At 63.1% G+C, this 14423-nt stretch carries 11 protein-coding genes; 9 read left to right on the top strand and 2 right to left on the bottom strand.

The window, feature by feature from the left end:
* Positions 1-369: 369 nt before the first annotated feature.
* Together VVD49_RS08360 and VVD49_RS08355 are read left to right on the top strand one after the other, a co-directional pair.
* The gene (locus VVD49_RS08360; protein ID WP_327598681.1) at positions 370-1251 is read left to right on the top strand and encodes a hypothetical protein; all 882 of its coding nucleotides are present in this window, start codon (positions 370-372) and stop codon (positions 1249-1251) included.
* Positions 1252-1830: 579 nt separating this feature from the next.
* Complete coding sequence (locus VVD49_RS08355; protein WP_327598680.1) at positions 1831-2277, top strand: hypothetical protein; 447 nt, start codon at positions 1831-1833, stop codon at positions 2275-2277.
* A 73-nt stretch (positions 2278-2350) separates the two neighbouring features.
* Here VVD49_RS08355 and VVD49_RS08350 read toward each other — a convergent pair whose 3' ends face one another.
* Positions 2351-3364, bottom strand: a complete 1014-nt coding sequence (locus VVD49_RS08350) for an adenosine deaminase (RefSeq protein ID WP_327598679.1) — start codon at positions 3362-3364, stop codon at positions 2351-2353.
* Positions 3365-3554: 190 nt separating this feature from the next.
* The gene (locus VVD49_RS08345) at positions 3555-4649 is read right to left on the bottom strand and encodes a BMP family ABC transporter substrate-binding protein (protein ID WP_327598678.1); all 1095 of its coding nucleotides are present in this window, start codon (positions 4647-4649) and stop codon (positions 3555-3557) included.
* Between the two features lie 250 nt (positions 4650-4899).
* On the opposite strand from VVD49_RS08345, the gene VVD49_RS08340 reads away from it, so the two are divergent.
* The 7 genes from VVD49_RS08340 (at position 4900) to VVD49_RS08310 (ending at position 14403) form a co-directional block, all read left to right on the top strand.
* Entirely contained in the window at positions 4900-5400 is a 501-nt protein-coding gene (locus VVD49_RS08340) for a nucleoside deaminase (RefSeq protein WP_327598677.1), read from the top strand.
* A gap of 121 nt (positions 5401-5521) precedes the next feature.
* Entirely contained in the window at positions 5522-6994 is a 1473-nt protein-coding gene (gene xdhA, locus VVD49_RS08335) for a xanthine dehydrogenase small subunit (RefSeq protein ID WP_327598676.1), read from the top strand.
* A 118-nt stretch (positions 6995-7112) separates the two neighbouring features.
* Entirely contained in the window at positions 7113-9449 is a 2337-nt protein-coding gene (xdhB, locus tag VVD49_RS08330) for a xanthine dehydrogenase molybdopterin binding subunit (RefSeq protein ID WP_327598675.1), read from the top strand.
* Positions 9446-10630: a xanthine dehydrogenase accessory protein XdhC gene (xdhC, locus tag VVD49_RS08325; protein WP_327598674.1), complete on the top strand. Its 1185-nt coding sequence runs from the start codon at positions 9446-9448 to the stop codon at positions 10628-10630. Before xdhB ends, xdhC begins: the two co-directional genes overlap by 4 nt.
* Positions 10623-12182: an ABC transporter ATP-binding protein gene (locus VVD49_RS08320; RefSeq protein ID WP_416384894.1), complete on the top strand. Its 1560-nt coding sequence runs from the start codon at positions 10623-10625 to the stop codon at positions 12180-12182. Before xdhC ends, VVD49_RS08320 begins: the two co-directional genes overlap by 8 nt.
* Positions 12183-12349: 167 nt before the next feature.
* The gene (locus tag VVD49_RS08315) at positions 12350-13468 is read left to right on the top strand and encodes an ABC transporter permease (protein ID WP_327598672.1); all 1119 of its coding nucleotides are present in this window, start codon (positions 12350-12352) and stop codon (positions 13466-13468) included.
* Positions 13465-14403: an ABC transporter permease gene (locus VVD49_RS08310; protein ID WP_327598671.1), complete on the top strand. Its 939-nt coding sequence runs from the start codon at positions 13465-13467 to the stop codon at positions 14401-14403. Before VVD49_RS08315 ends, VVD49_RS08310 begins: the two co-directional genes overlap by 4 nt.
* Positions 14404-14423 lie beyond the last annotated feature (20 nt).

The following is a 14423-nucleotide window of genomic DNA, read 5'->3' as shown; positions in this document are numbered from 1 at the left end:
TATGTGTTGCGGATTTGCCACGGGCACATGTGCAAACGTTTATACCGCGAATGTGAAATGACGTTTTCCCGCGCACTGCAAACAAGCCATTTCGTGCAGCTTTGCAGTGCGCAGCCCCGAGACATGCTGTAAGCATCGCCACAACACCCACCAGACAAGGGTTTTCGCAAAGCCGGAATTTCCGTCGTAGCGCTGAAACCGTGCATGAATTTCGCGGCAAAGCGCACCACTGAGGCACATAGGGTTTTACGTATGCCTCTCATGCGCCGGGCAAGCGAGGGGGCTCCCTAGAATCAAGCTGCGTTCGTTAAGGCACCTTCCGATGTGTGCCTGCGGCGAAACCCAATTGAATCCTAGCGGAGGTAAGAGATGAAATCTTTCGGACACAAGACAGTTGCAACTGTCATAAGCACCGGGGTAACTGCTGCACTGTTGTCGCTGTCTGCAAATACTCAAGCGGCTGACTGGAGCGACACCTATCTCGGCTATCGCTACGGCACAGGCTTTGCCGAACCCTTCGGCTCGACCGACATCGCCAAGAACATCTTCAATCTTGGCCATGCCAGCGGCTACAAGTACGGCACCAACTTCCTGAACGTCGACCTGTTGCTGTCCGACAAGAACGACCCTGCTGCACCAAACTCCACCCAGGGCGCGCAAGAAATCTACATGGTCTATCGCAATACGGTGGACATCGGCAAGGTCGTCGGCAAGGATCTCGGCGCCGGACCGCTTGCGGGCTACGGCATTACCCTTGGCTTCGACGCCAACAGCAAGAACGATGCGGGCTACAACTCGGCCAAGCGCATGCTCGTGCTCGGCCCGACCATCAACTTCAAGGTGCCGGGCTTCCTGGCCGTCAGCGTGCTTGCGCTGTGGGAAAGCAATGCCCCGTACAACAAGTTCACCGGCGTGCAGACGAAGCGTTATTCCTACGACGTCCACCCTGCCTTGACGGCGGCCTGGGGCATTCCGTTCAACGTCGGTCCGGTGGGGCTGTCGTTCGAAGGTTTCATGAACTTCATCGCAGACAAGGGCAAGAACGAATTCGGCGAACCGACGGCACCTGAATTCAACTTCGACGCCCAGATCATGTACGACGTAGGCGCGCTGCTCGGTTCGAAGAACACCTTCAAGATGGGCTTCGAATACCAGTACTGGCACAACAAGTTCGGCAACTCTCACAAGGGTGCTGCCGGCCCGGGTGCGCTGGCATCGACGCCGATGATTCGCGCCGAGTACCACTTCTGATCCTGCATGACCCCGCTCGCGGGGACTTGTAGAGCACGAGCGGCCTTCTCCATGCTGAGAAGGCCGCTTGTTTTCTACCCCTCGAAACGGGCTCGATTCGCATTTTCTATCGCCCGACTGCAATCAATTGTGAGAGAGCCCGGCAGCACTTCGGCACCGCGCCCCGCACTGCGTCAAATGTAGGAATAACTCCTACATGCCGGATGGATGAAGCTCTGGTGGATGGATTTTGCTGCCGCCGCCCTGCTCGCAGTAAGGCCGGTCCCGGCAGCACCACGAATCGCGGTTTTACCGTACGGGAACACCCTGCACAGCCACTGGCACCTGAATGCAGCCCCGCGCCACGCCTTGCTCTGCGGGCCGTTACACTGCGCGGCACGCCCTGCCCGCAAGCTCATCCGCACCCCTGCCACAAAGCACCTGACAACCTGCTCCAGCCAGCCTTGTAGCAGATGGCTTCCGCTTTCTTACCTTTAGCGGAAGTCATAAAAATATCCTCCTGAAGTTTCCGGGAGCAGCTTCGTAAATTGCCTCATACGCCGCATATCTGCGCGCACTTGAGACTTTTGAGATGCTGTCATGAAAAATATTCTTGCTTTGTTGTCACTGCTGTTCTCGCCACTGTCAGCAACGACTGCCAATGCTTCCGAGGATCTGGGCTGGGCGGTACTGTCCGGCTTCGAATCCTGGCACTCGGACAACCGGGACGACCTCAACCCGCACAACACGGGTATCGGCGTGCGCGCTCCCGGCGGCTGGACGCTGGGCACGTACTACAACAGCATCCGTCGCTGGTCGGTATATGCCGGCAAGGAATGGCAATGGAAGCTGTTCGGCACCGACGACCGCGCCCTGCGCATTGGCGGGGTGGCTGGCGCGGTGTCCGGCTACAAGGGCGGCATCAAGGCTCTGCTCCTGCCAGAGCTCATGATGGTGTGGAAGCCCGTTGAACTGGGCATCATCGTGATTCCGCGTTACTCCAAGGACCCCGTGACCGTTGCGGCGCAGTTGCGCTACACCTTCTAGGGGCGGCAAGCGGAAAGAAAACGGCAGCCCACAGGCTGCCGTTTTCTTTGCAGAGGCGCGAGACGTCTGCTGTTCAGGCCAGCGCCAGCATGTGGGCATCCACTTGCGCCAGCCACTTCTCCTTCTGCGCTTCATCGACGAAGGACGCGTCGAAGCTGTTGCGGAAAAACTCCCGCCAGGTTGTGGCATCGAATGCGAACGCGGCCTGCACGGCGCGGATATTTGCGCCAAGGTAGCCGCCGAAATACGCCGGGTCATCACTGTTGATGGTGATGCACAGACCGCCGGCCAGCATGCTCGGCAAGCTGTGCAACTCCATCTTCTCGAACACGCACAGGCGCACATTCGACAGCGGGCAGACGGTCAGCGCAATACGGTCATGCGCCAGGCGATGGGTCAGTGCCGCATCCTCCACCGCGCGCACGCCATGATCAATGCGACTGACCTTGAGCAGATCCAGCGCCTCGACGATATAGGCCGGCGGACCTTCCTCGCCCGCATGCGCCACGACCGGCTTGCCAAGCGCGCGGCATTTGGCAAAGACGCGTTCGAACTTCGACGGCGGGTGCCCCACCTCCGACGAATCCAGGCCGAAACCGTGGATGCGGTCGATGAAAGGCAAGGCCAGCTCCAGCGTTGCAAACGCATCCTCTTCAGACAGATGACGCAGGAAGCACAGGATCAACCGCGTGCTCATGCCCCACTCTGCCGCCGCAATGGCAGCGCCTGCCTCCAGCCCCTTCAGCACGGTCTCGAAGGACACGCCGCGCGGCGTGTGCGTCTGCGGGTCGAAGAAGATCTCGGCATGCACGACATTGTCTTCACGCGCACGGCGCAGGTAGGCCAGCATCAGGTCGCTGAAGTCCTGCTCGGTGCGCAGCACATCGGCACAGGCGTAGTAGAGATCGAGGAAGGACTGCAGGTCACTGAAGTCGTAAGCCGCGCGCAGCGCCTCGACACTGGCATGCGGGAAGGCAATGTTGTTGCGCTGGGCCAGCGCAAACGCCAGCTCGGGCTCCAGCGTGCCCTCGATATGGACGTGGAGTTCGGCCTTGGGGCAGCTCAGTGCGCGTTTCAGGACATCCATGATTTGCTCCCGGAATGCAAAACGTCATTCTCCACGAGAATGACGTTTGTTTTGGAACAACCGCACGCAATAGAACCGCAAGGCAGGGAGCGAGCGCGCGGCTGGCTAGGCGGCTCACGCAGAGCAGTGCTCAAGCACGGCGAGTGAGCCAACAACGCCAGACGTGCGCGCAGCCCCTGCATTGCGAGTTCTATTTCGGGATTGTGCCCTCTACGCCTTCCACATATACGTTCCATTTACCGAGGTCAGCGTCGGTTGGCGTCTTGCCTGCCGCCACGATTTCCTTGCCCGTGTTGTCCTTCAGCGGCCCCGTGAAAGGATGCAGCTTGCCGGCCTTGATGGCATCGCGACGCTCTTCGGCCAGCTTCTTCACATCGGCCGGGGTCGAAGGGCCGAAGCTCTCGATGTTCACTGCGCCATCTTTCACACCCGCCCAGATCTGTGAAGGCTTCCAGGTTCCCGCTGCGACCGCCTCGAGTTGCGGCTTGTAAATGATGTCCCAGTGCAGGACGGACGCTGCCAGCTGCGCTTTCGCGCCGAACTTGCTCATGTCCGAATCCCAGCCGAAAGCGTAGATGCCCTTCTCTTCAGCAGCCTGCACGACGGCTGGCGAATCGGTGTTCTGCATCAGCACGTCGGCGCCTTGCGAGATCAGCGTCAGAGCGGCTTCACGCTCCTTGCCCGGATCGAACCAGGTGCTCACCCAGATGACCTTGGTGGTGATCTTCGGATTGATACTGCGTGCGCCGATCGTAAAAGCATCGATGTTGCGGATCACTTCCGGGATCGGGAAGGAGCCGACCACGCCGAGCTTGCCGCTCTTGCTCATCTTGCCGGCGACGACGCCAAGCATATAGGCGCCTTCATACGTGCGAACGTCATAGGTGCCGAAGTTCTTCGCGCTCTTGTAACCGGTGGCGTGCATGAAAGCCACCTTGGGGAAACTCTTCGCCACCTTCTCCATGGCGTTCATGTAACCGAACGAGGTCGCGAAGATGATCTTGTTGCCCTTGGCCGCGAGATCGCGGATCACACGTTCGGCATCGGCCGTCTCGGGGACGTTTTCCACGAAGCTCGTCTTGACCTTGCCACCCAGTTCTTCCTCGGCTTTCTTGCGACCCACATCGTGCGCGTAGGTCCAGCCATGGTCACCGGTCGGGCCAATGTAGACGAATGCGGCCTTGGCCGGATCGGCCGCGCCGGCTGTTGCACTCAGCGCTGCCAGGGCCGCTGCGCAGCCCGCAACCCGAACTGTCTTGCTCAAGCCCTTCAAGAATGATGACATCCCGACTCTCCTGTATGACATCCGAGGGAAGCCCCGTCGGACGATGGTGGTACGAACATGAACGACAGACACCCGCTGTTTCCGATATTCCGGAAAAAGTGATGCCGGGCAAGCCGCCCGGCGATCTGCGATGGAGAGGACTTTAATCCCCTCAGAGAGGCGATACCATCGCCACTGAATTATGAGACTTATATGTGCGCCATGCACTGAATGCGAGCAGCGCGAGCCACAATTGCGCCAGGAGAATCAAATGCCCACACCGATCACCGAACTCGACATGCGCCTGCTGAGGCAGGCCATTGCACTGTCGGCCGAAAGCCGCAGTCGCAAGCGCCACCCGTTTGCCGCCCTCGTTGCCGACCAGGAAGGCAATGTCTGGGTGGAATGCTTCAATGATTCCAGGCCACCGACCGGCGACCCGACCTGCCACGCCGAACGCCTCGCCGCCGCGCAGGCGGCACGCATCATTCCGCAGGAGAAACTGGCAGGCTGCACGCTGTACACGAGCGCCGAACCCTGCGCCATGTGCGCCGGCGCGATCTACTGGTGCGGCATCGGCCGCGTCGTGTATGGCCTGTCGGAAGAGCGCCTGCTGACGCTGACCGGCGACGACCCCGAGAACCCGACCCTGTCCCTGCCCTGCCGCGAAGTCTTCACGCGCGGCCAGCGCCAGGTCGAGGTCTTCGGCCCACTGCTCGAAGACGAAGCCGCCGTGCCGCACCACCAGTTCTGGCGCCCGGCAGGCAACTGACAGCCCGGCTGGAACATCCGTGTTGGCTGATCAAGCCTATCGCCGGCACCGACGATAAACCGGCATAGCGCGTGCTAGCCTGAATCTACAAACTCCGAAACATCAAAAGGCATCGCAAGATATGTCCCAACGCGCAATCCGCTTCTGGCATCGGGGCAAGGTCGTCGAAGTCTCCGGCGTGTCACCGCAACGCACCGTCCTGCAATGGCTGCGCGAAGACGCCCATTGCACGGGCACCAAGGAAGGCTGTGGCGAGGGCGACTGCGGCGCCTGCACGGTAGTCGTCGGCAGTCGTGACGACGCGGCACCGGGCGGCGTGCGTCTCGAAGCCGTCAACAGCTGCATCCAGTTCATGCCGACGCTCGATGGCAAGGCTTTGTTCAGCGTAGAGGACGTGAAGCTGACGGATGGCACGCTGCACCCTGTACAGGAAGCCATGGTCGAATGCCATGGTTCGCAGTGCGGCTTCTGCACCCCCGGTTTCATCATGTCGCTGTGGGCGCATTACGAAAACAATCGCGAGAGCCGCGACGCGGCGCCGACGCGCGATGAAATCACGGACACCCTCTCCGGCAACCTGTGTCGCTGCACCGGTTACCGCCCCATCATCGATGCAGCGCAAGCAGCCTGGCAGAAGCCCTGCGTGAAGCTCTCGCGCGCGCCGCTGCGCAGCACGCTCGACGAACTCGCCGCGCAACCCGCCCTCGAATACAGCGATGGCAAGCAGACCTTCTTCGCGCCCCGCTCGACCGACGAACTGGCCAGCCTCTACGCCGCGCATCCCGATGCACGCATCCTCGCCGGCTCCACCGATGTCGGCCTGTGGGTCACCAAACAACTGCGCCAGCTCGGCGACATCATCTATGTCGGCGCCGCCGAGGATTTCGCGCAGATCGCCGTCGATGACAAATGGATCGAGATCGGTGCCGGCGTTTCGCTCACCGATGCCTTCGACACCCTGACGGCCGACGAGCCGCAATGGACGGAAATGGCCGAGCGTTTCGCCTCGAAACCGATCCGCAACGCCGGCACGCTGGGCGGCAACGTGGCCAACGGCTCGCCCATCGGCGACAGCATGCCCGCCCTCATCGCGCTCGGCACACTGGTGGTATTACAGCAAGGCGAGCGCATCCGCGAAATGCCGCTCGAAGCGCTGTACCTCGCGTACCAGAAGAACGCCATGGAGAAAGGCGAATTCGTGCGCGCACTGCGCATCCCGCGCGCAAGGCCGGAACGACTCTTCCGCACCTGGAAAATCTCCAAGCGCCGCGACCAGGATATCTCCGCCGTGTGCGCCGCATTCTCGCTGACGCTTGCCGAAGACGGTACCGTCAGCGCGGCGCGCATCGCCTTCGGTGGCATGGCAGCCACACCCAAACGTGCGGCCGCTGCAGAAGCCGCGCTGACAGGCCGCATCTTCTCCGACGAGAGCACCTGCGATGCCATGCGCGCCCTCACCGGTGACTACCAGCCACTGGCTGACATGCGCGCCTCGGCCGAATACCGCATGCAGGTCGCACAGAACCTGTTGTGGCGACTGTGGCTGGACTATTCCAGCAGCGATGCCGTGCGCATCGAGGAGCTGAACGTATGAACGTCATTACGCGCGCAGGGTGGGTTCGGACGCAGTTGGCAACAGCGGCGGCGACCCACCATCGGGCACCAACGGAGGTGGGTTGCTTCGCGAACCCACCCTACAAAAGGGTATCGACATGAACGCAGTCGAACCACGCATCGCCACGCAGGACGAAAAGACCGTCGGCCTCTCCATCACGCATGAGAGCGCGGCCCTGCATGTCAGCGGCAGCGCCAGCTACATCGATGATCTGCTGGAGATGCAAGGCACCTTGCACGCAGCCTTTGGCCTGTCGACCTGCGCGCATGGTCGCATCCTGTCCATGGATCTCGATGCAGTGCGCCAGGCTCCGGGCGTGGTGAGCGTACTCACGGCCAGGGACATTCCCGGCCTCAACGATTGCGGCCCCATCATCAAGGACGACCCCATCCTCGCCGACGGCCTCGTGCAGTTCTATGGCCAGCCGATGTTCATCGTCCTCGCCGAAAGCCACGACGCCGCCCGCCGCGCCGCGCGTCTCGCCAAGGTTGAATACGAAGCCCTGCCCGCCATGCTGACGACGGCGGAGGCGATCGCTGCCGAATCCTGGGTGCTGCCGCCGGTCGACATGCACAAAGGCGACGCCGAGGCCGCACTCGCGGCCGCGCCGCAGCGTCTCAAAGGCAAGGCACATCACGGCGGGCAGGAGCACTTCTATCTCGAAGGCCAGATCGCCTACGCCCTGCCGCGCGACCAGGACACGATGCACCTGCACAGCTCGACGCAGCACCCGACCGAAATGCAGCACGCCGTTGCTCACATGCTGCACTGGCACAGCCACCAGATCAGCGTGGAATGCCGGCGCATGGGCGGTGGTTTCGGTGGCAAGGAATCGCAATCCGCGCAGATTGCCTGCGCTGCTGCGCTGGGCGTGTGGAAAACCGGCCGCCCGGTGAAGATGCGCCTCGATCGCGACGACGACATGACGCTCACCGGCAAACGCCACGATTTCGATTTCGAGTGGGAAGTCGGCTTCGACAACGAAGGTCGCATTCTCGGCCTGCGTGTGCAGATGGCTTCACGCTGCGGCTTCTCGGCAGACCTATCCGGCCCCGTGAATGACCGCGCGCTGTGCCACATCGACAACTGCTACTACCTCGATGCGGTCGCCGTGAAGAGCCTGCGCTGCAAGACGCACACCGTGTCGAATACCGCCTTCCGTGGCTTCGGTGGCCCACAAGGCATGTTCGCCATCGAGTACATCCTCGACGACATTGCACGCCACCTCGGTCGCGACGCACTCGATATCCGCCGCCTCAACCTCTACGGCGACTCGGCCGGAGACGAACGCGTGATGACGCCCTATGGCGCCAAGGTCGAGGACAACGTCGCGCCGGCCATGATCGAAGAACTCGCCGCGAGCAGCGACTACGCCGCGCGCCGCGCTGCCATTACTGCGTTCAACGCCAGCAGCCCGGTCATCAAGCGTGGCCTGGCGCTCACGCCGCTCAAGTTCGGCATCTCCTTCAACGCCACGCTCTACAACCAGGCCGGTGCCGTCGTGCACGTTTATGCCGATGGCACAGTGCTGGTCACGCACGGCGGCACGGAGATGGGCCAGGGTCTGTACACGAAGATCCGCCAGATCGTCGCCCACGAACTGGGCCTCTCGCCGGCCACGGTACGCCTGTCGAGCACCGACACCAGCCGCGTGCCCAACACCTCGGCCACGGCCGCATCAAGTGGCGCCGACCTCAACGGCAAGGCCGCGCAGGCGGCCGCGATCAAGATCAAGCAACGCCTGACTGATCTCTTCGCGAAACACCACGGCGTGCCCGCAGACAGCGTCGTCTTCGCCAACGATTGTGTGCAGAGCGGCAGCGCAAGCATGCCCTTCGCCGAACTGGTCATCGAAGCCTACCGCTCGCGCATCCAGCTGTGGGACTCCGGCTTCTACTCGACGCCGAAGATCCACTGGAACAAGGAAACCCTGCAGGGCAAACCGTTCTTCTACTACGCCTACGGTGCCTCCTGCGCCGAGGTGGCCGTCGACACGCTCACGGGCGAGTCGAAGGTGTTGCGCGTCGACATCCTGCATGACGTCGGCAAATCGCTGAACCCGGCGATCGACATCGGCCAAATCGAAGGCGGCTTCATTCAGGGCATGGGCTGGCTCACGACGGAGGAGCTGTGGTTCCGCCCGGCAGGCGCACAGCAAGGCCGCAACATGACGCACGCGCCCTCGACCTACAAGATTCCCGCCGCCAGCGACTGCCCACCGGTGATGAACGTGAAGCTGTTCGACAACGCCAATGTCGAAGACACCATCCACAAATCCAAGGCCGTCGGCGAACCGCCGCTGATGCTCGCCTTCAGCGTGTTCTTCGCGCTGCGCGACGCTTGCTCGGCCGCACGTGGCAGCACGGCGCCGCTGCAGGCTCCGGCGACGGCAGAAGCCATCCTGCGCGCGATTACAGAGGACGCCACGGCATGAACTGCTGGCGCGCCCTGCCCGGCCTGCTCGAACACGAAGACCTCGTACTCGTGACGGTTGCGCAGACGCGTGGCTCGGCACCGCGCGAAGCGGGCACCAGCATGCTGGTCAGCCTCACGCGCACGGTCGACACGATTGGCGGCGGCCATCTCGAATGGGAAGCGATGGCGCACGCGCGGGCGATGTTGCTGCAGGCGACGTCGGCGCCTGCGCTGCAGCGCCTGTCGCTCGGCGCGAGTCTCGGGCAGTGTTGCGGTGGCGTGGTGTGGCTGGTGTTCGAGCGGATTGCTCGGGCTTCGCGAGTGGAGTGGATTGAGCGTCTTGGCGTGATTGACGGAGGTCGGGCTTTGACGCGTGAGCTGTTTTCGCATGCTGCGTCGCAGTGGACGATATGTGGCGTGGATGAAGCGGCGCGGAATCCGGGGGCTTGTCTCGATACGTACCATCCCCCCTCACCCGGTACTGACGCACCCTCTCCCTCTGGGAGAGGGAACGGCAACGCTCCGGCCCGACTCCAGCAGTTCCCTCTCCCTGAGGGAGAGGGTGGCTCGAAGAGCCGGGAGAGGGGGGATGGTGCAAGAAGCGACACGCCTGCGATTGCTGTAACGAGCACATCACCTGAGCCTGCCAAAGCCGCGTGGCACCTCACCCACACCATCACCCCACCCAGCTTCAACATCACCCTCTTCGGCGCCGGCCACGTCGGCGCTGCCATAGTCAATGTCCTCGCGACGCTCGATGTGCACATCCGCTGGGTAGACGTACGCGACGATCTCTTCGGCGCCACACCGTCGAACGTCACCTGCATCGCCACTGACGCGCCGGAAGAAGAAGTCGACAAAGCGCCACCCAACAGCTTCTTCCTCGTCCTCACGCACAGTCACGCACTGGACCTCGAACTCACCGCACGCATCCTCAAACGCGATGCCTTCGCCTGGTTCGGCCTGATTGGTTCGCGCACCAAGCGGGCGCGCTTCGAGCACCGCCTGCACGCACAAGGTATCGCAGCCGCGCAGCTCGCACGCATGACCTGCCCCATCGGCGTGGCAGGCATCCGCGACAAGGCGCCACAGGCCATTGCCATCGCCGTCGTGGCCCAGCTCTTGCAAGCAAGGGAGCACACCACGCACAGACAAATGCAGGAGAGGGCTATGGGAAAGGAATTGACGCATGATGACTGAAGAGCCGATAGCGCCCGAGAGAGCCCCGACGCAAACGCCGATCGAACCGCGCCTGGCCCTGCACCACATCACCAAGCGCTACCCGGGCGTCGTTGCCAACAACGACGTGAGCCTCACCGTCATGCCCGGCGAGATCCACGCCGTGCTCGGTGAGAACGGCGCGGGCAAGAGCACCTTGATGAAGATCATCTACGGCACAGTGCAGGCCGATGAAGGCCAGCTGATGTGGAACGGCCGCGAAACGGTGATTCCGAATCCGGCGGCCGCGCGCGCCTTCGGTATCGGCATGGTGTTCCAGCACTTCTCGCTCTTCGAGACGCTGACGGTCACCGAGAACATCGCGCTCGCACTCGATGCGCCGTTCGACCTCAAGGCCCTCGCTGTTCGCGTGAAGACCGTTTCCGAGAAATACGGCCTGCCGCTGGACCCTTACCGCCTCGTGCACAGCCTGTCGGTCGGCGAGCGCCAGCGCGTCGAGATCGTGCGCTGCCTGCTGCAGGACCCGAAGCTGCTGATCCTCGATGAGCCGACTTCGGTGCTCACGCCACAGGCCGTGCTCAAACTGTTTGAGACCCTGCGCCAGCTCGCCAGCGAGGGCGTCTCCATTCTCTACATCAGTCACAAGCTACACGAGATCCAGACCCTGTGCGATGGCGCTACGGTGATGCGCGGCGGCAAGGTCACGGGCCACGCCAATCCGAAAGAGGAAACCACCGGCAGTCTGGCACGCATGATGATCGGCCGCGACCTGCCGGTATGCCAATCGCCTGACTATGCAGGTGACACAGGCAACGCGCTGGAAGTGCGCAATCTCACGGCAGCCTCCGACGATCCTTTCGGTGTCTCGCTGAATGACATCAGCCTGAGCGTGCAGCGCGGCGAGGTCGTCGGCATTGCCGGCATCTCCGGCAACGGCCAGGCAGAGCTGCTTGCCGCCCTGTCTGGCGAACACACGGTGGGCGACGACGCGGTATTGCTCGACGGCGTGCCGGTCGGCCAGCTCGATGCCGGCCAGCGCCGCGATCTGGGCCTCGCCTTCGTGCCGGAAGAGCGCCTCGGTCGTGGCGCGGTCCCCTCCATGTCGCTGGCCAATAACGCCATGCTCACCGCACACCGCCAGAGCGGCATGAAGAAATATGGCCTGCTCAACTACGCCGCCACACGCGAGTTCGCCAAGCGCTGTATCGAACGCTTCGACGTGCGCTGCAATGGCGAACAATCGGCCGCGCGCAGCCTGTCCGGCGGCAACCTGCAGAAATTCATCGTCGGCCGCGAAATCATGCAGTCGCCCAAAGCCATGATCGTCGCGCAGCCCACCTGGGGTGTCGACGTGGGTGCCTCGGCCTTCCTGCGCCAGACCCTCATCGACCTGTCACGCAGCGGCGTCGGCGTGCTGGTGATCTCGGAAGAGCTCGACGAGCTGTTCGAGATCTGTGACCGCATTGCCGTACTGTCGGAAGGTCGCCTCTCTCCCGCCGTACCCAAGACGCAGACCAATGCCGAAGACATCGGTTTGTTGATGGCGGGCAAGGCGGAGAAGGAACCGGTTTGATGCCTTTCCGATTGTCCCCGCACGCCCACCGACTATCCGTTGGCACCGAGCGTAGTGCAACGCAGTCGAAGTGTGTGCCCGCATGCCCATGCTTCGACTTCGATCGCGTCGCCCACCTCCGCTCTGCACGAACGGGTCCGCACTCCAACTCCTAACACGACCAGACCATGGCCCTACTCGAACCCCGCGCCAATCCCTCTCGCGTCATGCAGTGGGCTGCTCCCCTGATCGCCATCGTGCTGATGCTGCTGGTCGGCGCCGTGCTGTTTGCCAGCCTGCACGTCAGCCCGCTCAAGGCCTTCTACGTGTTCTTCATCGAGCCGCTCGAGACCAGCAACGGCTGGAGCGAACTTGTCCTCAAGGCCTCACCGCTGATCCTGATTGCCGAGGGACTGGCGCTGGGCTTCCGCGCACGCATCTACAACATCGGTGCCGAAGGCCAGTTGCTGATGGGCGCAATCTGCGCCAGTGGCGTAGCGATCTACAGCCATGGTTCGGAAGCCGGCTGGGTATTGCCGGCGATGGTGATTGCCGGCGCCATCGGCGGCGCGATCTGGGGGGCGATTCCCGCATGGCTCAAGACGCATTTCAACGCTGAAGAGACGCTCACCACGCTGATGCTCACCTACATCGCAACGCTGTTCCTGTCGTGGCTGGTCAGCGTGCCCTGGCGCGATCCGGACGGCAGCAATTTCCCGCAATCCATCATGTTCGGCGACAGCGCGCTGTTCACCCTGCTGTTCGATGGCCTGCGCATCAACACCTCGGTGTTCATCACCATCGCCGCCGTGCTGATCTTCTGGGTATTCGTCTCGCGCAGCTACACGGCCTTCCAGATCGCAGTGGGCGGGCAGGCGCCGGCTGCAGCGCGCTACGCCGGTTTCTCGTCGCGCAAGACGGTGTGGCTGAGCCTTGTCATCTCCGGGCTCACCGCGGGGATTGCCGGCGCGGGTGAGGTCGCGGGCCCGGTCGGCCAGCTCACGCTGTCCATGTCCCCCGGCTACGGCTACGCCGCCATCATCGTCGCCTGGGTCGGGCGCCTGCACCCGCTGGGCATCGTTCTGTCGGGCTTCCTGATGGCGATGATCTACATCGGCGGCGATGCAGGCCAGGTGTCCCTGCAACTGCCGTCGGCCATTACGGGCCTGTTCCAGGGCATGTTGCTGTTCTTCCTGCTGGGCGCGGATGCCTTCGTCAACTATCGCCTGAAGCGCCGCAAGCCGCGCGCGCACCTGGAATCCCACACAGCAGCTGCCCCCAAGGCAGCACCGGAGGCCGCGACATGACCGACTCATTCTTCGTCCATCTGGTCCCCATCCTCATCGGCACGCTCGGCGCCGCCACGCCACTGGTCTTCGCAGGACTCGGCGAGCTCGTGGCCGAGAAAACGGGCGTCATCAATCTCGGGGTCGAAGGCATGATGCTGATCGGCGCCATCGCAGCCTTTGCCGCGGCCGTCGGCACCGAGGGCAACCTCGCCGTCGGCCTCATTGCCGGGGCCATTGCCGGGGCCGCAGCGGCGCTGCCCTTCGGCATCCTCACCCTGTCGCTGGGGGCCAACCAGGCCGCCTCGGGCCTGGCGCTGACCATCTTCGGCCTTGGCCTGTCTGCCTTCATCGGCCAGAGCTTCGTCAGCTACAGCCTGAGCGGCGTGAAGCCGATTGCCATCCCCTTGCTGTCGAAGATCCCGGTGCTGGGGCCTGTGTTCTTCAATCAGGACATCGTCGTCTATCTGTCCTTCGTGACCTTCGGCCTCGTCGCCTGGACACTCGCCAAGACCCGTCTCGGCCTGATCCTGCGCGCCGTCGGCGAGTCGCCCGAAGCGGCACACGCCATCGGCTACCCGGTGACCGCCATCCGCTACGGCGCGGTGGTGTTCGGCGGCGCCATGGCGGGCATCGCCGGTGCATACCTCTCCGTCGTCTACACGCCGCTATGGGTGCAGAACATGACGGCAGGCCGCGGCTGGATCGCCGTCGCGCTGGTCGTCTTCGCCACCTGGAAACCGGCGCGCCTGATGCTGGGCGCCTACCTGTTCGGCGGCGTCACCATCCTGCAACTGCATGCGCAGGGATTCGGCGTGGCAATCCCCTCGCAACTGCTCTCCGCCCTGCCCTATATCGCCACCATCGTCGTGCTGGTACTGATCTCGCGCGACCGCAAGCTGCTGCAGCTCAACCTGCCGGCCTCGCTGGGCAAGCCGTTCATTGCAGGTGGTTAGACATGCCGCCGGGCGCAGCG

Origin of the sequence: Uliginosibacterium silvisoli, from assembly GCF_036017035.1 — a bacterium.
In the GTDB taxonomy this organism is placed as follows: Bacteria; Pseudomonadota; Gammaproteobacteria; order Burkholderiales; family Rhodocyclaceae; genus Viridibacterium; species Viridibacterium silvisoli.
This window is presented reverse-complemented; position numbering and strand designations above follow the sequence as displayed.